Below are 19,550 nucleotides of genomic sequence, written 5' to 3'. Positions count from 1 at the left end.
GACTTTTCCCAGTATGCAACCGGTCATGAATCCGAAATACCCAGGGCTGTCGGTGCGTGTCGCCGATGAAGGCTTTGCAGCTTATATCTGGGGCAGCGACTTCAGCTTTGAGGTCGCAGCGTATGGCGCCGCGGTGATCGGCAAGCCGGTGGAGCAGTGGTCGATGACGACGATTGTCCCTTACCGCAAGTGTTACGGCATTGATCCGGAGGAGTTCAGCAGCTACCGCGATGCGGCGGACAGCGCGATTTTCATGGCATACCTCGACGACGAACCGGTCGGCCATCTGGTCATCAGCACCAACTGGAATGGCTTTGCCCATATCGATGAGTTGGCGGTGCACGCGCCGGCCCGTCGCCACGGTGTAGCGAAGGCGTTGCTGGATGTGGCGCAATTCTGGAGTCGCAAAAAGAAGCTGCCGGGGATCATGCTGGAAACCCAGAACAATAACCTCGGTGCTTGTCGGCTTTATGAGCGCTGTGGGTATGTGATCGGTGGTGTCGACCAGTTACGCTATCGCGGCATCGACCCGAACACCGCCGAGGTGGCGCTGTTCTGGTATCGACTGTTCGATAATCCGCTGGAAAATTCAGTTAGCTCGTCAGCATCGCCTCGGCTTGTTCCGTGACGATGGCCAGTAAGGTCTGGATCGCCGATGACGGCGCGGCGTGCTTGAAGGTCAAGGCGTAGAGGCTGATCGTTATGGCGGGCGATAGCGGGCAGGTATCAAGCCCGGCGGAGCGTGCGCCCAATGCGGTGAACGGATCGACAATGGCCAGACCTTCGCCGGCCTCGACCATGCTGCGCATCATTTGATGGGTTTGCACGCGGGTCTGGATGCTCGGCGCCGGGCGTAAGGCCTGGAGTTTGTTTTCCAGTGCCGGGCTCAGCGGATCCTCACGTTCGAGGCCGATCATCGCCTGTCCCGCCAGGTCCTGCAGGGAAATGTACTTCTGCTTCGGTTGCAGCCAGCCATGAGGCGCAAGCAATTGCAGCTTGCCTTGGGCCAATGGCTGGCAATGAATGTCGGGATGGTCGGGATCGTGCAGGCTCAAACCCAGATCACATTCACGCAGCAAAAGGCTGCGGACGATGTCCCGGGTCGGGGCACTCAACAGGCTGCAAGGTGCATCCGGCAGGCGTCGACGCAGTGAGGCGAGGCTTTGTGGCAATAATTGCTGGGCCAGCGCAGGGGTGCCGATGATGCGCACCGGCGGGGCGAGGTATTGTTTGAGGCTGCTGGCCAGGCGTTGCACAGGTTCCAGCGCTTCATAGACGTGAGCGATTTCCACCTGCAACGCCCGAGCCTCGGGCGTCGGTTGCAGGCGCCCGCGAACGCTGGCGAACAGCATGAACCCCAAATGACTCTCGGCCTCGCGCAAACGCTCTTCGACCTCGGCCAGCGGCAACTGCAACCATTCGGCGGCAGTGCCCATATGACCGGCCTGCAAAAGCGCCTGAATCACTTCGATATGACGTAAACGCATGCGTGAAGTCCATGTTCAGCAGGTGGGGTCAGTGGCTGAATCCTACCCCAAGTCTGCGCATATGACTTCTGCTCATAACAGTCAGTTATGAAGCGACGGTTGGTTCAGGTTCGCGAGTCAGGGTGACACCCGATTGAACCAGCAAAAACTCGTTGTCACTGACCTTGTTGACGCGATCGCCAATGGCCAGTTTGTATGTGGTGACAGGCTCCGAGCCGGTAAAACCGTCCGCTGACGGAGTGGATTCCTGGAACTCATGCACCGAATAAACGCGGCCTTCCGCATCTCTTGCATGGAACTGACCGACCAGTACTGCTGCCATCTGCTTAGAACCTCTGGAGATAAAACGCTTGATTTGCGGCTTGGTAGACCGTCATCAAGGCCTGTAAGTTTTCCTACAGGAGAAAAATAATCAGCACGCGGGTATTTCCCGAGTCCGCTGGTGAAACTGTCATCGAATCATCTATAACTACTGGCTTCTTCCACTGACAATCGAGAGTCTTCCATGAGCAATGTCTACAACGTCGCCGTAGTGGTCGGTAGTCTTCGCAAAGCGTCGATCAACCGTAAAGTCGCCCTTGCACTGGCCGAGCTGGCTCCGGCTAACCTCAAGCTTGAGATTGTCGAAATCGGCGATCTGCCACTCTATAACGAAGACATTGACGGTGATTCACCGCCGGCAGCCTACAGCACTTTTCGACAAAAGGTGGGTTCATCCGACGCGGTGCTGTTTGTGACGCCGGAGTACAACCGCTCGGTGCCTGCACCGTTGAAAAATGCGATCGACGTTGGCTCGCGGCCTTACGGCAAGAGCGTCTGGGGCGGCAAGCCGTGCGCGGTGATCAGTGTTTCGCCAGGTGCGATCGGCGGTTTCGGCGCGAACCAGCATCTGCGTCAGTCGTTTGTGTTTCTCGACGTGCCCTGCATGCAGCAGCCAGAGGCCTATCTGGGCGGTGCGGGGTCGGCGTTTGATGAGGCGGGCAAGCTGAGCGAGACGGTGAAACCGTTTTTGCAGAAGTTCATCGATGCGTACGGGCTCTTTGTGGCACAACACAAGAAATGAGTTAATCGTTTCTCCGGATGTACACCGGAAACTGTGGGAGCGGGCTTGCTCGCGAAAGCGTAGTGTCAGATAGCAACTTTTTGTCTGACCTGCGGCCTTCGCGAGCAAGCCCGCTCCCACATGTGGATCCCTACCCATTTGATTGTTGAAGGCTGTCGAGAATGCTCGCTGCGTCACTGATTTTCCTGCTGACCATCACCCTTGTCATCTGGCAACCCAAAGGTCTTGGCGTCGGCTGGAGTGCGACGTTGGGCGCCGTACTGGCGCTGATCTTCGGCGTGGTGCATCTGAGCGACATCCCCCTGGTATGGCAAATCATCTGGAACGCCACCGGCACCTTCGTCGCGCTGATCATCATCAGCCTGTTACTCGATGAGGCCGGGTTTTTTGCCTGGGCCGCGCTGCATGTGGCGCGATGGGGGCGGGGCAGCGGGCGCAAGCTGTTTGCCTTTATGGTGTTGCTCGGTGCGCTGGTGTCGGCATTGTTTGCCAATGACGGTGCCGCACTGATCCTTACGCCGATTGTGATTTCGATGTTGCTGGCGCTGCGCTTTTCTCCGGCGGCCACCCTTGCGTTCGTCATGGGTGCCGGGTTCATTGCCGATACCGCGAGCCTGCCGCTGGTGGTGTCGAATCTGGTCAACATCGTTTCGGCAGACTTTTTCCATATCGGTTTCAATCGCTATGCGGCCGTCATGGTGCCGGTGAACGTTGTCAGCGTCGCCGCGACGCTGGCGATGTTGCTGTGGTTTTTCCGTCGTGACATTCCCAAGGCGTACGCCCCCGAACAGCTTGAACTGCCGCACACTGCGGTTCACGACAAAGCGACGTTCTACGCCGGTTGGGGGGTGTTGGCGATCCTGTTGATCGGCTGCTTCTTCCTCGAACAACTGGGCATCCCGATCAGCGCGATATCGGCGGTCTGCGCTGCGCTGTTGCTGGGTATCGCCGCCCGTGGTCACAAGATTTCAACGCGCAAGGTGCTGAAAGAAGCACCGTGGCAGATCGTGATTTTCTCGCTAGGCATGTATCTGGTTGTCTACGGCCTGCGCAATGCCGGGTTGACCGGGTATCTGGCGGGTTGGCTGGATGTTTTCGGCGGTCATGGCGTATGGGGTGCGGCAATGGGCACCGGTGTGCTGACCGCGTTGTTGTCCTCGATCATGAACAATCTGCCGACCGTTTTGATCGGGCTGCTCTCGATTGAGGCCAGTCAGGCGAGCGGGGTGGTCAAGGAGGCGATGATCTATGCCAACGTGATCGGCAGTGATCTGGGGCCGAAGATCACGCCGATTGGCAGTCTGGCGACGTTGCTGTGGCTGCACGTGCTGGAACGCAAGGGGATCAGGATTGGCTGGGGGTATTACTTCAAGGTGGGGATTGTGCTGACGGCACCGGTTTTATTGGTGACGTTGGCGGCTTTGGCTGTGCGGTTATCCCTTTAGACCGAGTCGGCACCCATCGCTGGTTTGCCAGCGATGGGTGGCGAACAGGCACTGCAAATTTTCAGGCTTGGCCAGGCACATTCGGCCAAAGATCCGAGACCAGAAACAACCGCTCCGCTTCCTCCCATTCGCCCTGCACATTCTCGATCAGCCGCACCATTAGCTGCGCCGGGGCTAGCGGTTCCAAACCCTCCAGCCACATTTGCAAGTGTTCCTCTTTCCAGGTCTGTTCCACCGGATAGTGCGCCGGTGCCAGCCAGGCATGGCGGGGCAGGGGTTGCCAGCGTCCGGCCGGGCGTTGCGCGACGAACGCCGGCCAATCCTTCTGATGCAACCAACTGCCGCGCAAATGTTGTGGGTGGGCACCCCGCGGCGATTGCGCTTGCCCCGGCCACGGATACAACAGATAACCACCGAGCCACAGCTGCGCACTGAACACCTCGATATCCAGCGCTGCCAGGACTTCGCGACTTTCCGGGCGCGTGGAAATCGGCAGTTGATGCTCGGCCAGATGCGCCAGCTTGCGATCCAGTCGATCATGGCAACCGGGCCCCAGCCATTGCGCCGGATCATGACCATCGCCGTTTTGCGGGCCGAGGTAGAGCTTGATTGCCAGCTCCAGGTGATGCACGCCGTCGCGGTCACGCAGCAACATGTCCAGTTCGCCGAGGGTATGGCCACCCCGGCGAATCGGCAGGTTGGCGGCGATCAGTTCGATACCCGGTGCATGTTGCACAGCAAACTGCCACAACCGCTCGTAATAAAGGCCCAACCGCCGCGTGCGTGCCTGGGACAGCCAGTGCAGCAATCCGTAACTGTCACGGTCGAGCTGACGCAGCCAGTGTTCCAGGCGCTCGGGATCGGCGACCCAATCGCTGCCGGCCAGCGGATGACGCTGCGGCCATGGCGTTGTGGCCAGCATCGGCGGGGCGAGGATCACCCACGCCAGATCGCGCACTTCGGGATGGCGTAACTGGTGGGGCAACTGGAGCAAGTCAGGAAATAGGATCATCTTGCGAGCATAGCCTTAAACACGGGCACACCCTTGAGGCTGAAAGGATTTTGTCTATCGCAGGCTTTCGCCCATAATCGTGCTTTTCGCGTTTTCGATTGTCCGCAGAGGTCCCATGGAGCAATTTCGCAATATCGGCATCATCGGTCGCCTGGGCAGTTCCCAGGTGCTGGATACCGTCCGCCGACTGAAACGGTTTCTGCTCGATCGTCACCTGCATGTGATCCTCGAAGACACCATTGCTGAAGTTCTGCCCGGCCACGGCCTGCAAACTTCGTCGCGCAAGATGCTCGGCGAAGTCTGCGACATGGTCATCGTCGTCGGCGGCGACGGCAGCCTGCTCGGCGCTGCCCGGGCGCTGGCGCGGCACAACATTCCGGTGCTCGGGATCAACCGTGGCAGCCTCGGGTTCCTCACCGACATTCGCCCCGATGAGCTGGAAGTCGAAGTCGCCAAGGTGCTCGACGGCCATTACCTGGTGGAAAACCGCTTTTTGCTGCAAGCCGAAGTCCGCCGCCATGCCGAAGCCATCGGCCAGGGCGATGCGCTGAACGACGTGGTGTTGCACCCTGGCAAGTCGACGCGGATGATCGAGTTCGAGCTGTACATCGACGGCCAGTTCGTCTGCAGCCAGAAGGCTGACGGCCTGATCGTCGCCACGCCCACCGGTTCTACCGCCTATGCGCTGTCTGCCGGCGGACCGATCATGCATCCCAAACTCGATGCCATTGTGATCGTGCCGATGTACCCCCATATGTTGTCGAGCAGGCCAATTGTGGTCGATGGCAACAGTGAGCTGAAAATCGTCGTGTCGAAAAACATGCAGATCTACCCGCAGGTCTCCTGCGATGGGCAGAACCACTTCACCTGCGCGCCGGGCGACACCATCACCGTCAGCAAGAAAGCGCAGAAGCTGCGACTGATTCACCCGCTCGACCACAACTACTACGAAGTCTGCCGCACCAAGCTCGGCTGGGGCAGCAAGCTGGGTGGTGGAGGCGACTGATGCTCGATCCCGCGCGCAGTTATGACCTGATTGGTGACGTGCACGGATGCGCCCTGACCCTGGAACACTTGCTTGACCGACTCGGTTATCACAAGCAGGGCGGGGTCTGGCGGCATCCATCGCGCATGGCCGTGTTCGTCGGCGACATCATCGACCGTGGCCCGCGGATTCGCGAGGCGCTGCACATCGTTCATGACATGGTCGAGGCCGGTCAGGCGTTGTGCATCATGGGCAACCACGAATTCAATGCGCTGGGCTGGAGCACCCCGGCGCCTCCGGGCAGCGGCAAGCAGTTCGTGCGTGAGCACACGCCGCGTCATGCGCGTTTGCTTCATGAAACCCTGACTCAGTTCGAAGATCATCCCGGCGACTGGCACGACTTTCAGCAGTGGTTCTATGAACTGCCGCTGGTGGTGGACGCCGGGCGTTTCCGTGTTGTGCATGCCTGCTGGGACGCCGGCCTGATCGAACCGTTGCGCGGCCTGTTTCCCGATGCGCGTATCGATGAGCATTTCCTCCAGGCTTCGGCGGTGCCCGGCAGCTTTGCCTGCACGGTGTTCGACCGCCTCCTGCGTGGCACCGACATGCGCCTGCCCGGGGGCCAGACCATGACCAGTGGCGACGGTCTGGTGCGTTCGTTCTTCCGCACCAAGTTCTGGGAAGACGATCCGAAAACCTACGGCGACATCGTCTTCCAGCCTGATGCGCTGCCGGAACCGGTGGCACGGACGCCGCTGACCTCTACCGAAAAAAACTCCCTGCTGCGCTATGGCGTCGACGAGCCGTTGCTGTTCGTCGGCCACTACTGGCGCAGCGGCAAACCGGCGCCGATCCGCCCCAACCTCGCGTGTCTGGATTACAGCGCGGTGCTCTACGGCAAACTCGTCGCCTATCGTCTGGATCAGGAAACCCGCCTCGATCCGGCTAAATTCGTCTGGGTCGATGTCGAGCGGCCGGAGGTGCTGCAATGAGTGCGATAGCGGTATTGCGTTTGCCACTGGCGGTGGATTTGAGTGGTTTTGTCCAGTTGCTGCAACGGATGCAAGTGCCACATCGAGTCAGCGAAGAGGCGGGCGAGCAAGTGCTGTGGGCGCCTGCGGAAATCAGCGAAGACGTGCGCTCGCTTTACGAACGCTTCCCGGCCGGCGATCCAGATCAGCAACTGGACATTCCCGTGGCCCAGACACTCAAGCGTCCAAGCTTCGTCGAACAGTTGAAATATGCCAAAGCCACGGGGTTTATCCTGCTGCTGTGCCTGATTGTGGGCGGCCTGACTTACCTGGGCGAAAACCTGCAGACCTTGCGCTGGCTCACCTTTCTCGATTTTCGGGTGGTCGGCGATTACATCCATTTCACGCCGCTGGCTGATAGCTTGGCGGCGGGGCAGTGGTGGCGCTTGTTTACGCCAATGCTGATTCACTTCGGCATTCTCCACCTGGCCATGAACGGTATGTGGTACTGGGAGCTGGGCCGGCGTATCGAGTCGCGTCAGGGCAGCATCAACCTGATCGGCCTGACGCTGCTGTTCAGCCTTGTCTCCAACTACGCGCAATTTGCCTGGAGCGGCGCGACCCTGTTCGGCGGCCTGTCCGGCGTGCTGTACGGCTTGCTCGGGCATTGCTGGATCTTCCAGTTGCTGGCGCCGAACCCGGCCTATCGTCTGCCGCGTGGCGTGCTGGTGATGATGCTGGTGTGGTTGCTGGTGTGCATGTCCGGGCTGATCTCGATGATCGGTTTCGGCGAAATCGCCAACGCCGCCCACGTCGGCGGGTTACTCATCGGATGCTTCACCGGTTTGTTGGGTGGTTTGTATAACCGCCGTAAACTGGCCGCCTGAAATTTTTCTGTAGATAAAGAGCACGGAGACCCTGATGTCCTCTTTTAACGACATGATCAACAACATTACCCCGGACATCTACGAGAGCCTGAAGCTGGCCGTGGAAATCGGCAAGTGGTCGGACGGTGGCAAACTCACCGCCGAACAGCGCGAATTGTCCTTGCAGGCGATGATCGCCTGGGAAATCCAGAACCTGCCTGAAGAACAGCGCACCGGTTACATGGGCCCGCAGGAATGTGCGTCGAAGTCGATCGAAGTGCCGAATATTCTGTTCAAGTCGGATGCCATCCATTGATCGAGATTGGCCGCGGTGCAATCAGCAAAATGTCGGCGCGCCTGGACGGGCCGAACGTGCAATACGCGTTTCGTCTGGATGACGTCGAGGTGCCGGTCAATCCCATGATCGGCACCACGGTGCGTCTTGAATACCTGGGGGCGATCCATTGCACCCATTGCGGGCGCAAGACTAAAACCAGTTTCAGTCAGGGCTACTGCTATCCGTGCATGACCAAGCTGGCGCAGTGCGATATCTGCATCATGAGCCCGGAGCGCTGCCACTATGACGCCGGCACCTGTCGGGATCCGGCGTGGGGCGAGCAGTTCTGCATGACGGACCATGTGGTTTACCTGGCCAATTCGTCGGGGATCAAGGTTGGCATCACTCGTGCTACCCAATTGCCGACGCGCTGGCTCGATCAGGGGGCCAGTCAGGCGTTGCCGATCATCCGCGTCGCCACGCGGCAGCAATCGGGCTTCGTCGAAGATCTGTTGCGTAGCCAAGTGGCTGACAAGACCAATTGGCGTGCACTGCTCAAGGGCGATGCCGTCGCCGTGGATCTGGCACAGGTGCGTGATCAGTTGCTCGACACCTGCGCCGAGGGCCTGCAAGGCTTGCAGGAGCGATTCGGCCTACAGGCCATTCAGACGATTCCCGATGTCGAACCGCTGGAAATCCGCTATCCGGTCGTGCAATACCCGGCCAAAATCGTCAGCTTCAACCTGGACAAGAACCCGATTGCCGAAGGCACGCTGCTGGGGATCAAGGGCCAGTACCTGATCTTCGACACCGGCGTGATCAACATTCGTAAGTACACGGCTTATCAGCTCGCCGTGCATCAGTAAGGACTCCAGCATGCGCACCGAACAACCGAAGATGATTTACCTGAAGGACTATCAGGCGCCCGAGTACCTGATCGACGAAACGCACCTGACCTTCGAGTTGTTCGAGGATCACAGCCTGGTCCACGCGCAATTGGTGATGCGCCGCAATCCGGCGCGTGGCCCGGGCCTGCCGCCGCTGGTGCTCGATGGCCAGCAACTGGAATTGCTGTCGGTGACCTTGGCCGATCAGGAACTGAGCGCTGCGGACTATCAGCTCAGTGAAAACGAACTGACCCTGCAACCGACCAGCGAAACCTTCACGCTCGACACCAGCGTCAAGATCCATCCGGAAACCAACACCGCGCTGGAAGGCCTGTACAAGTCCGGCACGATGTTCTGCACCCAGTGCGAGGCCGAAGGTTTCCGCAAGATCACCTATTACCTCGACCGCCCGGACGTGATGAGCAAGTTCACCACCACGGTGGTCGCCGAACAGCACAGCTATCCGGTGCTGCTGTCCAACGGCAATCCGATTGCTTCCGGCCCGGGCGAAGACGGCCGGCATTGGGCGACCTGGGAAGACCCGTTCATGAAGCCGGCGTACCTGTTCGCGCTGGTGGCCGGTGACTTGTGGTGCGTTGAAGACACGTTCACCACCATGACCGAGCGCAATGTGGCGCTGCGCATTTACGTCGAGCCGGAAAACATCGACAAGTGCCAGCACGCGATGAACAGCCTGAAGAAGTCGATGCGCTGGGACGAAGAGGTTTACGGTCGCGAGTACGATCTGGACATCTTCATGATCGTCGCCGTGAACGACTTCAACATGGGCGCGATGGAGAACAAAGGCCTCAACATCTTCAACTCCAGCGCCGTACTGGCCCGCGCCGAAACCGCCACCGACGCCGCGCACCAGCGGGTCGAGGCGATTGTCGCGCACGAATACTTCCACAACTGGTCGGGCAACCGCGTGACCTGCCGCGACTGGTTCCAGCTGTCGCTCAAGGAAGGCTTCACCGTGTTCCGTGATTCCGGTTTCTCCGCCGACATGAACTCCGCCACGGTCAAGCGCATACAGGACGTGGCGTACCTGCGTACCCATCAGTTCGCCGAGGATGCCGGCCCGATGGCCCACGCGGTGCGTCCGGACAGCTTCATCGAAATTTCCAACTTCTACACCTTGACCGTGTACGAAAAGGGCTCGGAAGTGGTCGGCATGATCCACACCTTGCTCGGCGCCGAAGGCTTCCGTAAGGGCAGCGATCTGTACTTCGAACGCCACGACGGCCAGGCCGTGACTTGCGACGACTTCATCAAAGCCATGGAAGATGCCAATGGCGTCGACCTGACCCAGTTCAAGCGCTGGTACAGCCAGGCCGGCACACCGCGTCTGGCGGTGAGCGAGTCTTACGACGCCGCCGCGAAAACCTACAGCCTGACGTTCCGGCAGAGCTGCCCGGAAACACCGGACAAGGTGGAAAAACTGCCGTTCCTGATTCCCGTGGAGCTGGGCCTGCTCGACAGCAAGGGCAACGCGATTGCCCTGCGGCTGGCTGGTGAAGCCGCTGCCCAAGGCTCCACTCGCGTCATTTCCGTGACCGAAGCCGAGCAGACCTTCACTTTCATCGACATCAGCGAACAGCCGTTGCCGTCACTGCTGCGTGGTTTCTCGGCGCCGGTGAAACTGAGCTTCCCGTACAGCCGCGATCAACTGATGTTCCTGATGCAGCACGACAGCGACGGCTTCAACCGCTGGGATGCCGGCCAGCAACTGTCGGTGCAGGTGCTGCAAGAGCTGATCACTCAACAGCAGAAGGGCGAAAGCCTGGTGCTTGACCCGCGCTTGATTACCGCGTTGCGCACAGTGCTGTGCGACGAATCGCTGGATCAGGCGATGGTCGCGGAAATGCTCTCGCTGCCGGGTGAGGCGTATCTCACCGAAATCAGCGAAATAGCGGATGTCGAAGCTATCCATATCGCGCGCGAATTTGCCCGCAAACAACTGGCGGACAACCTGTTCGAAGCGCTGTGGCTGCGTTATCAGGCCAACCGCGACCTGTCGAAGAACACCCCGTATGTGGCCGAGGCCGAGCATTTCGCCCGTCGTGCGTTGCAGAACATCGCGCTGTCGTACCTGATGCTCAGCGGCAAGCCAGAAGTGTTGGCGGCGGCGCTGGAACAGTTCGACACCAGCGATAACATGACCGAGCGCCTGACGGCGCTGGCAGTGTTGGTCAACTCGCCGTTCGAAGAACAGAAAGCCGTGGCGCTGGCGAGTTTCGCCGAGCACTTCAAGGACAATCCGTTGGTCATGGATCAGTGGTTCAGTGTGCAGGCCGGCAGCGCGTTGCCGGGCGGTCTGGAGCGCGTGAAGGCGTTGATGCAGCACCCAGCGTTCAACATCAAAAACCCGAACAAGGTGCGTGCGCTGGTCGGCGCGTTTGCCGGACAGAACCTGATCAACTTCCACGCGGCAGATGGCTCGGGCTATCGCTTCCTGGCGGATCTGGTGATCGAACTGAACGGCTTCAACCCGCAGATCGCCTCGCGGCAATTGGCGCCACTGACGCGCTGGCGCAAATACGACAGCGCGCGGCAGGCGCTGATGAAAACCGAACTGGAGCGGATTCTGGCTTCAGGTCAGTTGTCCAGCGACGTCTATGAGGTGGTCAGCAAAAGCCTGGCTTAACGCGGATCTAAATGTGGCAGCGGGCTTGCTCGCGAAGAGGGTGTGTCAGGCACAGAGTTGTCGCCTGACATACCTCTTTCGCGAGCAAGCCCGCTCCCATAGTTTTTGCGTTACTTCAGATCAAACCGGTCGAGGTTCATCACTTTTGTCCAGGCGGCGACAAAGTCTTTGACGAACTGTTCCTTCGCATCCGAACTGGCATACACCTCCGCCAGCGCCCGCAATATTGCGTTGGAGCCGAACACCAGATCAACCCGCGTCGCCGTCCATTTCACGCTGCCGGTTTTACGGTCGCGGCCCTCGAACTCGTCCGCCGCTTTTGACGTTGGTTTCCACTCAACGCCCATGTCCAGCAGGTGGGTGAAGAAGTCGTTGGTCAACGCTTCGGTCTGGTGGGTGAACACGCCATGACGGCTTCCCCCGACGTTAGTGTTCAACACCCGCAACCCACCCAGCAGCACGGTCATTTCCGGCGCGGTGAGGGTGAGCAGTTGTGCCTTGTCGATCAGCAGCGCCTCGGCCGACACCGTGTATTTGCCTTTGCTGTAGTTGCGGAAGCCATCGGCGATTGGTTCGAGAAAACCGAATGAATCCACATCGGTTTGCTCTTGCGAGGCGTCCGTACGCCCCGGTGTGAATGGGACGGTGACGGAGTGCCCGGCATTTTTCGCCGCTTGCTCGACCCCGGCATTGCCGGCCAGCACGATCAGGTCTGCCAGCGAGACTTTCTTGCCCGATGCACCACCATTGAACGCGTTCTGAATGCCCTCAAGGGTTTTCAGCACGCTGGCCAGTTGTTCCGGCTGGTTGGCTTGCCAGGACTTCTGCGGCTCCAGGCGCAGACGGCCACCGTTGGCGCCGCCGCGCTTGTCCGAGCCACGGAACGTCGAAGCGGCAGCCCAGGCCGTCGAGACCAGTTGCGACACCGACAGACCGGATGCCAGCACTTTGCTCTTCAATGCGCCAGCGTCGTTTTCATCGATCAGTGGGTGAGTGGCATCGGGAATCGGGTCTTGCCACAGCAGTTCTTCGTTGGGCATCTCCGGGCCGAGATAGCGAGAGAGGGGACCCATGTCGCGGTGGATCAGTTTGTACCAGGCGCGGGCGAAGGCGTCGGCCAATTGATCGGGATTGGCCAGAAAACGCCGGGAGATCTGCTCGTAAGCCGGGTCGAAGCGCAACGCCAGATCAGAGGTGAGCATGGTTGGCGAGAGTTTTTTGCTCGGGTCATGGGCATGGGGAACGGTGCCTGCACCCGCGCCGTTTTTCGGAATCCACTGATGCGCACCGGCCGGGCTTTTGGTCAGTTCCCACTCGAAACCGAACAGGTTTTCCAGGTAGTTGTTACTCCACCGGGTCGGCGTGGTGGTCCAGGTCACTTCGAGGCCGCTGGTGATGGTGTCGCCGCCCTTGCCGGTGCCGAACGCGTTGCGCCAACCGAGGCCTTGTTCTTCTAGTCCGGCGGCTTCCGGTTCCGGGCCGACATTATCGGCAGGGCCGGCACCGTGGGTTTTGCCAAAGGCGTGACCGCCAGCAATCAGGGCCACGGTTTCTTCATCGTTCATGGCCATGCGGGCGAAGGTTTCGCGAATGTCGTGGGCCGAGGCCACGGGGTCAGGGTTGCCTTCAGGACCTTCCGGGTTGACGTAGATCAGGCCCATCTGCACCGCTGCAAGCGGGTTTTCCAGAGTGCGCTCGCCCTGATCCGTGCGGCTCTCTTCTTTGCCGTGCAGATCCGGTTCGGCTACCAGCGTGCCGTCACCGGGTTCCTGCATGGCGGCCTTGTCCTTGCCATAACGGCTATCACCGCCCAGCCATTCATTTTCCGAACCCCAGTACACGTCTTCGTCCGGTTCCCACACATCAGGGCGGCCACCGGAGAAACCGAAAGTCTTGAAGCCCATGGATTCAAGCGCGACGTTACCGGTGAGGACAATCAGGTCGGCCCAGGAAATGTTGCGGCCATATTTCTGTTTGATCGGCCACAGCAGGCGTCGGGCCTTGTCGAGGCTGACGTTATCCGGCCAACTGTTGAGCGGGGCGAAACGCTGCTGGCCCGATCCGGCACCACCGCGGCCATCCGCGGTGCGATAGGTGCCGGCGCTGTGCCAGGCCATGCGGATGAAGAGCGGGCCATAGTGGCCGAAGTCCGCCGGCCACCAGTCCTGGGAGTCGGTCATCAACGCATTGAGGTCTTGTTTCAGCGCCTGGAAGTCCAGGCTCTTGAAGGCTTTGGCGTAGTCGAAGTCCTTGCCCAGTGGGTCGGACTTGGGCGAGTGCTGACTCAGGATCTTCAGGTTGAGTTGATTCGGCCACCAGTCACGGTTCGTCGTACCACCACCAGCGGCGTGGTTGAACGGGCATTTCGATTCAGTTGCCATGTTCGGGTCCTTATCAGGTCGTCTACGGCCGGCTCGTGCCGACTTCGGACTTGTAAGGCTAGACCCGACTTGACGAGTCGGCTAATAGCCCGACTATTGGACGCTGATAGGCAGAACCTCTTAACGCGGTGTCAACTCGACTGTGCGGCCTCATCCTCCGGCACTTCATCCAGCAGATCCTCTTGCCCTGGCAGCTCGGTGATCACACTGAAATCCGTGACTTCAACAGCGCCCGATCCATAACCCAGCAAATGGAAGGAGAAAGCCTTGCGGTCTTGCGGATTATCGAAGCTGAAATCCATCTCCAGCGGCTGATCCGCCGTGGCGACCATTTCTGGCGGCAACCCGATCTGCACCTCTTTTTCGAATTCCTTGGCTTTGAGCTGAATGTACGCGACCTGGTGCGGATCAAGCGAACGCACAGTCATGCGTACGCGGGTGTACGAGCCCTTGGGCATTTCCAGGTATTGCGCGCCGATCAGATTGTCGGCCCAGTCATTATTGATCTGTGCCTGCAGCGCGATGACGTTGGTGCTGCCGAACTGATAGCGGTGATTGAGCGGCGTGCGCAGCAGGGACAGGTCCAGCGCATCGGCGCGCGCTGCGATCTGTCGGGCGCGATGGCCACTGTAGGTGCCCTTGAACGTGGCACTGTCGGCTATGAAACCGGCGCTTTCGTAATAGCGGCAGCGGCGCGGCATGTCACATTCGGAGAACATACCGTGGCCATCGTGATAGCGCAGCTTGCCGTTGGTGAACGACATCATTTCACGACCGGAATCGTAATCGCGAAACAGCGAACGGCCGCTCAATGAGTGAGGTACTGGCAGGGCGAAGTAGTCGAGGATCGAGGTGCTCAAATCAACATGGCCATACACCCCGGCCTTGAGGCGCGGGAGTTGCTCCTGCTCGGGTGCCAACGTCAGATTGAAACCCCATGACGAAGCCAGGCGCACGCCATCAATGCCGTGGGACTCATCGGAGGTGATCACCACCAGCGTGTCTTTCAACACGCCCTGGCGTTCGAGGCCACTGAGGAACTGCTCCAGTGCATCGTCGAGATAACCGACCGCCGCCTGCTTCGGCGTTTCGTAGCGCTCCCGATATTCTTCCGGTGCGGAGTAGGGCTGGTGCGTGCCTACGGTCAGCAATGTCAGCATCCACGGCTTTTTTTGCTTTTCCAGTTGGCCGACATAACTCAGCGCGCCCTCGAAGAATGCCTTGTCATCCTTGCCCCACGGAAATTCCACATAGTTGGCGTTGGTGAACCACTCCAGGCCATGGGTCGCATCGAAACCGATGTGCGGCATGATCTTGTCTTTGGCCATGAAACGCAGGCCGGCGCCTTGCAGATAGTGGGTGCTGAAACCGTGCGCGCGCAGTTGCGCCGGCAGACAAGCCTGATTGCGCTCGTTCAGGGTGAGCATTTCCACGCCTTTGGGCGTGCCGTTGTTGAGCTTGTCGTAATCGCCGCAGAGCATGGCGTACAGACCGCGAATGGTCTGGTGTGTGTGCACAACGTAGTCAGGTGTGTTCATGCCGCGTTCGGCCCAGCGACTGAGATTGGGCATCAGGTCTTCCTGATAATGGCTGCCAATGGCCTCGCGGTTGGCGCGGATGTAAGCGCCGGGAATGCCTTCCAGGGTGATGATCAGCACGTTGCGTGCCCGACCCGGTGCATTCAGCAGTTTCTGCCCGTTGAGGTCGACGTCGGTGAGTCCGGTCATGACCGGTGTGGTTTCCACAACATCGCCGTCCAGCCATTGCTCGGCCCGGATCTGCACATCGGCGACCTCAGTGGCTAGCAAATGGTGCGAAAGGCTGTACAAACGCCAAGGATCGGCCTCGCTCGGCCACAGGTTCTGTGCGCCCCAGTGCACAGCGAACAGCACCAGCGGCACACTCCAGAACGCACGGGGCAGGGCAGGACGGACAATGCCGCGTGCGGCAAACTGCGCCAGCAGCCAAAGCAACAGTGCCAGCAGCAACGAAATGCCCACCGCCGGATGCGCCAGTCCTGCGCCACTGGAGTTCTCGACAAACTGCGGATCGAACAGGTAATGCAGATCGGAAGGATTGGGCAGGCGACCGACGGCACTGACCAGTTCCGCAGTCGCCACCGCGAGCAAGCCCCAGAACAGCAGCAGCGGCAATGCCAGCCACCACGCGCGACGATGCAACAAAATCACCAGCGAACTGCCGATCGCCAGATCCGACAAATAACCCAGCGGAGTCGACCAGCCGAGTGTCGCGCGCAGGCACACTGGCACGATCAGCACCAGAACGATCAGGGAAAAGAGGCGGGCGTGTGGGTGTCGAAACCCGTTCAAAAGAGCGCTCACAAAAAAAGACCTTCCAGTCATCAAATCGTAAAAAAAGTGTGGGTGATGATAGCAAGGGTGGGCGGTCTGATCGTTGTTTTAAACGTGCATTTGATTGGTTTTCGGAGCCGTTTGGGGTTACACGAAACGCCATAAGCTCTAGCTGACGTTGGTGTTGGCTGGCAATCGGCGATGTTGATGCAGTATCTCGGCAGCAGATTTATTGTTTCATCTTATTTAGTGCGCCTTAGAACCGGCATGACAGCATGTGTTAAACGCTGCGATTCACACGACCACTTCGGCGTGGTGGTTGCCACGCCGTCCTGCAGAGTGCCTGTCTTCTGTGCGAGTTATCGGCTCAAGCTTCATCATCAAAGATGCTTTCAATCGTCATCTCGAACGCCCGGGCAATCTGAAACGCCAGCGGCAGGCTCGGGTCGTAGCGTTCATTCTCGATGGCGTTGATCGTCTGACGCGACACGTTCAGGCGCTCCGCCAGATCGACTTGGGACCATTTGCGCTGGGCGCGTAATTGCTTGAGGCGGTTTTTCATTGGTAGCGACGCTTGGCGAAGCGCAAACCGATCATCCACATCAGGCCCATCACCGGCCAGACCCACAACCAAGGGATGTGCGGTGCACCGACGGTCTCCAGAAAGCCGTAGGTAAAGGTCAGCAGGGCTGAGGCGGCGAAAGAAAAGCCCAGGGCTTCGAACTGGATGCGCAGGTACATTTCGTCGAGACGGCGCATGTCACGCACGATAGTCCAGCAGAACAGACCGACCGGAATAATGGGCAACAGGGTGATGACGGTACGCAGCCAAAAGCTGGCGTCGGCGAAATACAGCAAGGCAAATTGCGATGTCAGCAATACCAATATGTACAGCGCCATCGCAGCGGCCATTTCGCGATTAAAACTCTTCATGCTTCACTTCCTGTGTAAAAGACCCTTTACATCCTCTCTGATGAATTCTTTGGTGTAAAGCACGCTTTCCATAAACTTTACATCCGCAAAAAAATGGGCGGCATGATCGTCTATCAGGCCGCCCCGTTTTTTATTGCCGTAAAGTCAGATCAATGCATCTTGCTGTGATCGTGACCTTCCATGTTGGTCAGCGCGCGTACCGGCGCTTTAACCTCGATGGTTTCTTTCTCGCCCTTGGCGTTCTCAACGGTCAGGGTCAGCGGCACGCTTTCGCCTTCTTTGAGCTGGCCGTTCAGGCCCATCAGCATTACGTGGTAGCCGTTCGGATCAAGCTTGACGGCTTTGCCGGCCGGCAGTTCGACGAACTTCACCGGGCCCATGCTCATGACGTCGTTCTTCATGGTCATTTCGTGGATCTGCACGTCTTTGGCCACGGGCGTTGCGACGCTGAGCAGCTTGCTGTCGCTGTCGGCGGTGAGGGTCATGAACGCGCCACTGGCGGTCTGGGTTGGCACGGTCGCACGTACCCAGGCGTCGTCGACCTTGGTCTGCGCCGAGACCTGAAACGCCAGACCCATCAACGAAAGGGCGAAAACGGTGCGTTTGATGTTGTTCAGAACGGGGTGCATCAGCAAACCTCCATAACAGTTAGCAAATCTTCCGTGCATTCTTCTGCCGAAAGTGAGGTGGACAGTCCCAGGCGCAGTTCGCCGCGCGAGTCGTAGACATAACTGGTGGCGGTGTGCGAGATGGTGTAGGTGTCGCCGGCCGGCACCTTCTCGAAGAACACGTCGAATTCCTTGGCCGTGGCCTTGGTTTCTTCAAGCGTGCCGTACAGCGCGACGAAGGTCGGGTCGAAGGCCTTCATGTAGGCATCGAGAATCTCTGGCGTGTCGCGCTCGGGGTCGAGGCTGATGAAGATCACCTGCAAGCGATCGCCGTCCCGGCCCATGAGCTTTTTGATTTTTGCCGCACGGGCCAAGGTCGTCGGGCAGACTGCCGGGCACTGGGTGAAACCGAAGAACACCATTGGCATCAGGCCGCGAAAGCTCGACAGGGTCATGGTTTCGCCGTCGGTGTTCTTCAGTTTGAAGGTGCGTCCCATGATCTTGTTACTCAGATCCTTGCCGTACTTGTACGACAATTGGCCGCGGGTGTCGCAGCCGGCGAGCAGGCCAAGCCCGAGCACGCCCATTCCCGCAAGCACCTTGCGGCGAGTCAACAAAGCCGTCATCTAATACCGCCTTTTGCAGCCCGTCAGTCGGCAGGACTGGCGGGGGGTTAACCGTAAAAGCGGCGCATCATACCAAACTGAAGGCAGACGCCGGCTGCGGATCGGCGGACAGGGTGTCGCAGGGTGACAAAAGGTGTAAGAAAAAGTGACGAGAGATAGCGCGATAGCCTCCTGCAGATTTGACGTTGCGAGGTCGTCGCTGAGGAGGGGTCCGTGACAGGAGTTCGAATAGATTGGCTCTGTAGTCACCGCCCTTTATCCAATGCCAATTGTCCTTTCTGAGTTGACAGTTAAACGCTTTTCAGCCGATTTATCTCGCCACGGTGCGTCAGTAATCTGTGCCCATCTTGAACGCAACAAGAACCCCCACAACTAAAAAGGAATGCACAGATGAACACTCCAACCTACAACCGCCTCAACAAAGACGACGCCGTAGTGCTACTGGTTGATCACCAGACCGGTTTGATTTCTCTGGTGCAGGACTTCTCGCCGAACGAGTTCAAGAACAACGTGCTGGCGCTGGCCGATCTGGCGAAGTTCTTCCAGTTGCCGACCATCCTCACCACCAGTTTCGAGCAAGGCCCGAACGGTCCGCTGGTACCGGAGTTGAAAGAGATGTTCCCTGATGCGCCTTACATCGCTCGTCCAGGGCAGATCAACGCCTGGGACAACGAAGACTTCGTCAAAGCAATCAAAGCTACCGGTCGCAAACAGATCATCATCGCCGGTGTCGTGACGGATGTGTGCGTCGCGTTTCCGACCCTGTCGGCGCTGGCGGAGGGGTTTGATGTGTTCGTGGTGACTGATGCGTCCGGCACGTTCAACACCACCGTGCAACAAGCCGCGTGGAGTCGCATGACCCAGGCCGGTGCGCAGATGATGAACTGGTTCTCGGTGGCCTGTGAGCTTCACCGCGACTGGCGCAACGACATTGAAGGCCTGGGTCATTTGCTGTCGCAGCGGATTCCGAACTACCGCAATTTGATGAATGGCTATGCGGCGCTGACGGCTCAACAGAAGTAAGCGAGCCGCGTCACACGAAAAGCCTGC

Annotated in this window: 19 protein-coding genes; 10 read left to right on the top strand and 9 right to left on the bottom strand. The window is 59.2% G+C overall.

Annotated elements, in window-relative coordinates:
* Positions 1–13 precede the first annotated feature (13 nt).
* Positions 14–628 (top strand): GNAT family N-acetyltransferase, encoded by a 615-nt coding sequence (locus tag AACY50_RS24870; protein ID WP_339433741.1) that lies wholly within the window; start codon positions 14–16, stop codon positions 626–628.
* Here AACY50_RS24870 and AACY50_RS24865 read toward each other — a convergent pair.
* Positions 594–1,487: a LysR family transcriptional regulator gene (locus tag AACY50_RS24865; RefSeq protein WP_339495878.1), complete on the bottom strand. Its 894-nt coding sequence runs from the start codon at positions 1,485–1,487 to the stop codon at positions 594–596. The two genes, AACY50_RS24870 and AACY50_RS24865, sit on opposite strands and share 35 nt — an antisense overlap.
* Positions 1,488–1,572: 85 nt before the next feature.
* Positions 1,573–1,809 (bottom strand): hypothetical protein, encoded by a 237-nt coding sequence (locus AACY50_RS24860; protein ID WP_221733433.1) that lies wholly within the window; start codon positions 1,807–1,809, stop codon positions 1,573–1,575.
* Positions 1,810–1,992: 183 nt separating this feature from the next.
* Here AACY50_RS24860 and AACY50_RS24855 point away from each other — a divergent pair, with 183 nt between their 5' ends.
* Positions 1,993–2,550 (top strand): NADPH-dependent FMN reductase, encoded by a 558-nt coding sequence (locus AACY50_RS24855; RefSeq protein ID WP_339539297.1) that lies wholly within the window; start codon positions 1,993–1,995, stop codon positions 2,548–2,550.
* A 161-nt stretch (positions 2,551–2,711) separates the two neighbouring features.
* On the top strand, positions 2,712–3,995 hold the full coding sequence (locus AACY50_RS24850) for an arsenic transporter (RefSeq protein ID WP_339539296.1): 1,284 nt from the start codon (positions 2,712–2,714) through the stop codon (positions 3,993–3,995).
* 61 nt (positions 3,996–4,056) lie between these two features.
* Here the strand turns inward: AACY50_RS24850 and AACY50_RS24845 are convergent, their stop codons facing one another.
* Positions 4,057–5,007, bottom strand: coding sequence for a DUF1853 family protein (locus AACY50_RS24845; RefSeq protein ID WP_339539295.1), 951 nt, complete (start codon positions 5,005–5,007; stop codon positions 4,057–4,059).
* 115 nt (positions 5,008–5,122) lie between these two features.
* On the opposite strand from AACY50_RS24845, the gene AACY50_RS24840 reads away from it, so the two are divergent.
* Genes AACY50_RS24840 through pepN form a run of 6 tightly spaced genes read left to right on the top strand, consistent with a single transcriptional unit; the run spans position 5,123 to position 11,640 of the window.
* The gene (locus AACY50_RS24840) at positions 5,123–6,013 is read left to right on the top strand and encodes an NAD(+) kinase (RefSeq protein ID WP_221733429.1); all 891 of its coding nucleotides are present in this window, start codon (positions 5,123–5,125) and stop codon (positions 6,011–6,013) included.
* On the top strand, positions 6,010–6,984 hold the full coding sequence (locus AACY50_RS24835; protein ID WP_401159898.1) for a metallophosphoesterase: 975 nt from the start codon (positions 6,010–6,012) through the stop codon (positions 6,982–6,984). The genes AACY50_RS24840 and AACY50_RS24835 overlap by 4 nt, the downstream gene beginning before the upstream one ends.
* A complete protein-coding gene (locus tag AACY50_RS24830; RefSeq protein ID WP_339495882.1) occupies positions 6,981–7,850 on the top strand; it encodes a rhomboid family intramembrane serine protease in 870 nt (289 codons plus the stop codon). The genes AACY50_RS24835 and AACY50_RS24830 overlap by 4 nt, the downstream gene beginning before the upstream one ends.
* 34 nt (positions 7,851–7,884) lie before the next feature.
* A complete protein-coding gene (locus AACY50_RS24825) occupies positions 7,885–8,145 on the top strand; it encodes a YeaC family protein (protein ID WP_320328438.1) in 261 nt (86 codons plus the stop codon).
* Positions 8,142–8,972 (top strand): DUF2797 domain-containing protein, encoded by an 831-nt coding sequence (locus AACY50_RS24820; RefSeq protein ID WP_339433748.1) that lies wholly within the window; start codon positions 8,142–8,144, stop codon positions 8,970–8,972. Before AACY50_RS24825 ends, AACY50_RS24820 begins: the two co-directional genes overlap by 4 nt.
* A 10-nt stretch (positions 8,973–8,982) precedes the next feature.
* Positions 8,983–11,640 (top strand): aminopeptidase N, encoded by a 2,658-nt coding sequence (gene pepN, locus AACY50_RS24815; protein WP_339495884.1) that lies wholly within the window; start codon positions 8,983–8,985, stop codon positions 11,638–11,640.
* Positions 11,641–11,750: 110 nt separating this feature from the next.
* Here pepN and katG read toward each other — a convergent pair whose 3' ends face one another.
* The 6 genes from katG to AACY50_RS24785 all read right to left on the bottom strand — a co-directional run bounded on the left by katG (position 11,751) and on the right by AACY50_RS24785 (position 18,500).
* On the bottom strand, positions 11,751–14,021 hold the full coding sequence (gene katG / locus AACY50_RS24810; protein WP_339539294.1) for a catalase/peroxidase HPI: 2,271 nt from the start codon (positions 14,019–14,021) through the stop codon (positions 11,751–11,753).
* Between the two features lie 131 nt (positions 14,022–14,152).
* A complete protein-coding gene (locus tag AACY50_RS24805) occupies positions 14,153–16,363 on the bottom strand; it encodes an LTA synthase family protein (RefSeq protein ID WP_445261501.1) in 2,211 nt (736 codons plus the stop codon).
* Between the two features lie 337 nt (positions 16,364–16,700).
* Entirely contained in the window at positions 16,701–16,895 is a 195-nt protein-coding gene (locus AACY50_RS24800) for a helix-turn-helix transcriptional regulator (protein WP_339466416.1), read from the bottom strand.
* Positions 16,892–17,266 carry a hypothetical protein gene (locus tag AACY50_RS24795; RefSeq protein ID WP_339466415.1) on the bottom strand — a complete coding sequence of 125 codons (375 nt, stop codon included), beginning with the start codon at positions 17,264–17,266 and terminating at the stop codon, positions 16,892–16,894. The genes AACY50_RS24800 and AACY50_RS24795 overlap by 4 nt, the downstream gene beginning before the upstream one ends.
* Before the next feature lie 149 nt (positions 17,267–17,415).
* Complete coding sequence (locus AACY50_RS24790; RefSeq protein ID WP_339433752.1) at positions 17,416–17,895, bottom strand: copper chaperone PCu(A)C; 480 nt, start codon at positions 17,893–17,895, stop codon at positions 17,416–17,418.
* Positions 17,895–18,500 carry an SCO family protein gene (locus AACY50_RS24785; protein ID WP_339433753.1) on the bottom strand — a complete coding sequence of 202 codons (606 nt, stop codon included), beginning with the start codon at positions 18,498–18,500 and terminating at the stop codon, positions 17,895–17,897. Before AACY50_RS24785 ends, AACY50_RS24790 begins: the two co-directional genes overlap by 1 nt.
* 390 nt (positions 18,501–18,890) lie before the next feature.
* Between AACY50_RS24785 and ycaC the strand changes: the two genes are divergently transcribed.
* Positions 18,891–19,523: an isochorismate family cysteine hydrolase YcaC gene (ycaC, locus tag AACY50_RS24780; RefSeq protein WP_339433754.1), complete on the top strand. Its 633-nt coding sequence runs from the start codon at positions 18,891–18,893 to the stop codon at positions 19,521–19,523.
* The last annotated feature ends 27 nt before the right edge of the window (positions 19,524–19,550 follow it).

It is taken from the genome of Pseudomonas sp. RA_15y_Pfl2_54 (assembly GCF_963971015.1).
Lineage (GTDB): Bacteria > Pseudomonadota > Gammaproteobacteria > Pseudomonadales > Pseudomonadaceae > Aquipseudomonas > Aquipseudomonas baetica_A.
The sequence above is the reverse complement of the archived record's forward strand: the minus strand, read 5'-3'. Positions and strand labels throughout refer to the sequence as shown.

Bases quoted from the DNA above. Each gene is read 5' to 3' on its own strand.
- AACY50_RS24865 (WP_339495878.1), bottom strand. From the start codon at position 1,487: ATGCGTTTACGTCATATCGAAGTGATTCAGGCGCTTTTGCAGGCCGGT.
- AACY50_RS24800 (WP_339466416.1), bottom strand. From the start codon at position 16,895: ATGAAAAACCGCCTCAAGCAATTACGCGCCCAGCGCAAATGGTCCCAA.
- AACY50_RS24850 (WP_339539296.1), top strand. From the start codon at position 2,712: ATGCTCGCTGCGTCACTGATTTTCCTGCTGACCATCACCCTTGTCATC.
- AACY50_RS24790 (WP_339433752.1), bottom strand. From the start codon at position 17,895: ATGCACCCCGTTCTGAACAACATCAAACGCACCGTTTTCGCCCTTTCG.
- AACY50_RS24830 (WP_339495882.1), top strand. From the start codon at position 6,981: ATGAGTGCGATAGCGGTATTGCGTTTGCCACTGGCGGTGGATTTGAGT.
- AACY50_RS24840 (WP_221733429.1), top strand. From the start codon at position 5,123: ATGGAGCAATTTCGCAATATCGGCATCATCGGTCGCCTGGGCAGTTCC.
- AACY50_RS24855 (WP_339539297.1), top strand. From the start codon at position 1,993: ATGAGCAATGTCTACAACGTCGCCGTAGTGGTCGGTAGTCTTCGCAAA.
- AACY50_RS24870 (WP_339433741.1), top strand. From the start codon at position 14: ATGCAACCGGTCATGAATCCGAAATACCCAGGGCTGTCGGTGCGTGTC.
- katG (WP_339539294.1), bottom strand. From the start codon at position 14,021: ATGGCAACTGAATCGAAATGCCCGTTCAACCACGCCGCTGGTGGTGGT.
- AACY50_RS24860 (WP_221733433.1), bottom strand. From the start codon at position 1,809: ATGGCAGCAGTACTGGTCGGTCAGTTCCATGCAAGAGATGCGGAAGGC.
- AACY50_RS24795 (WP_339466415.1), bottom strand. From the start codon at position 17,266: ATGAAGAGTTTTAATCGCGAAATGGCCGCTGCGATGGCGCTGTACATA.
- AACY50_RS24785 (WP_339433753.1), bottom strand. From the start codon at position 18,500: ATGACGGCTTTGTTGACTCGCCGCAAGGTGCTTGCGGGAATGGGCGTG.
- AACY50_RS24845 (WP_339539295.1), bottom strand. From the start codon at position 5,007: ATGATCCTATTTCCTGACTTGCTCCAGTTGCCCCACCAGTTACGCCAT.
- AACY50_RS24825 (WP_320328438.1), top strand. From the start codon at position 7,885: ATGTCCTCTTTTAACGACATGATCAACAACATTACCCCGGACATCTAC.
- ycaC (WP_339433754.1), top strand. From the start codon at position 18,891: ATGAACACTCCAACCTACAACCGCCTCAACAAAGACGACGCCGTAGTG.
- pepN (WP_339495884.1), top strand. From the start codon at position 8,983: ATGCGCACCGAACAACCGAAGATGATTTACCTGAAGGACTATCAGGCG.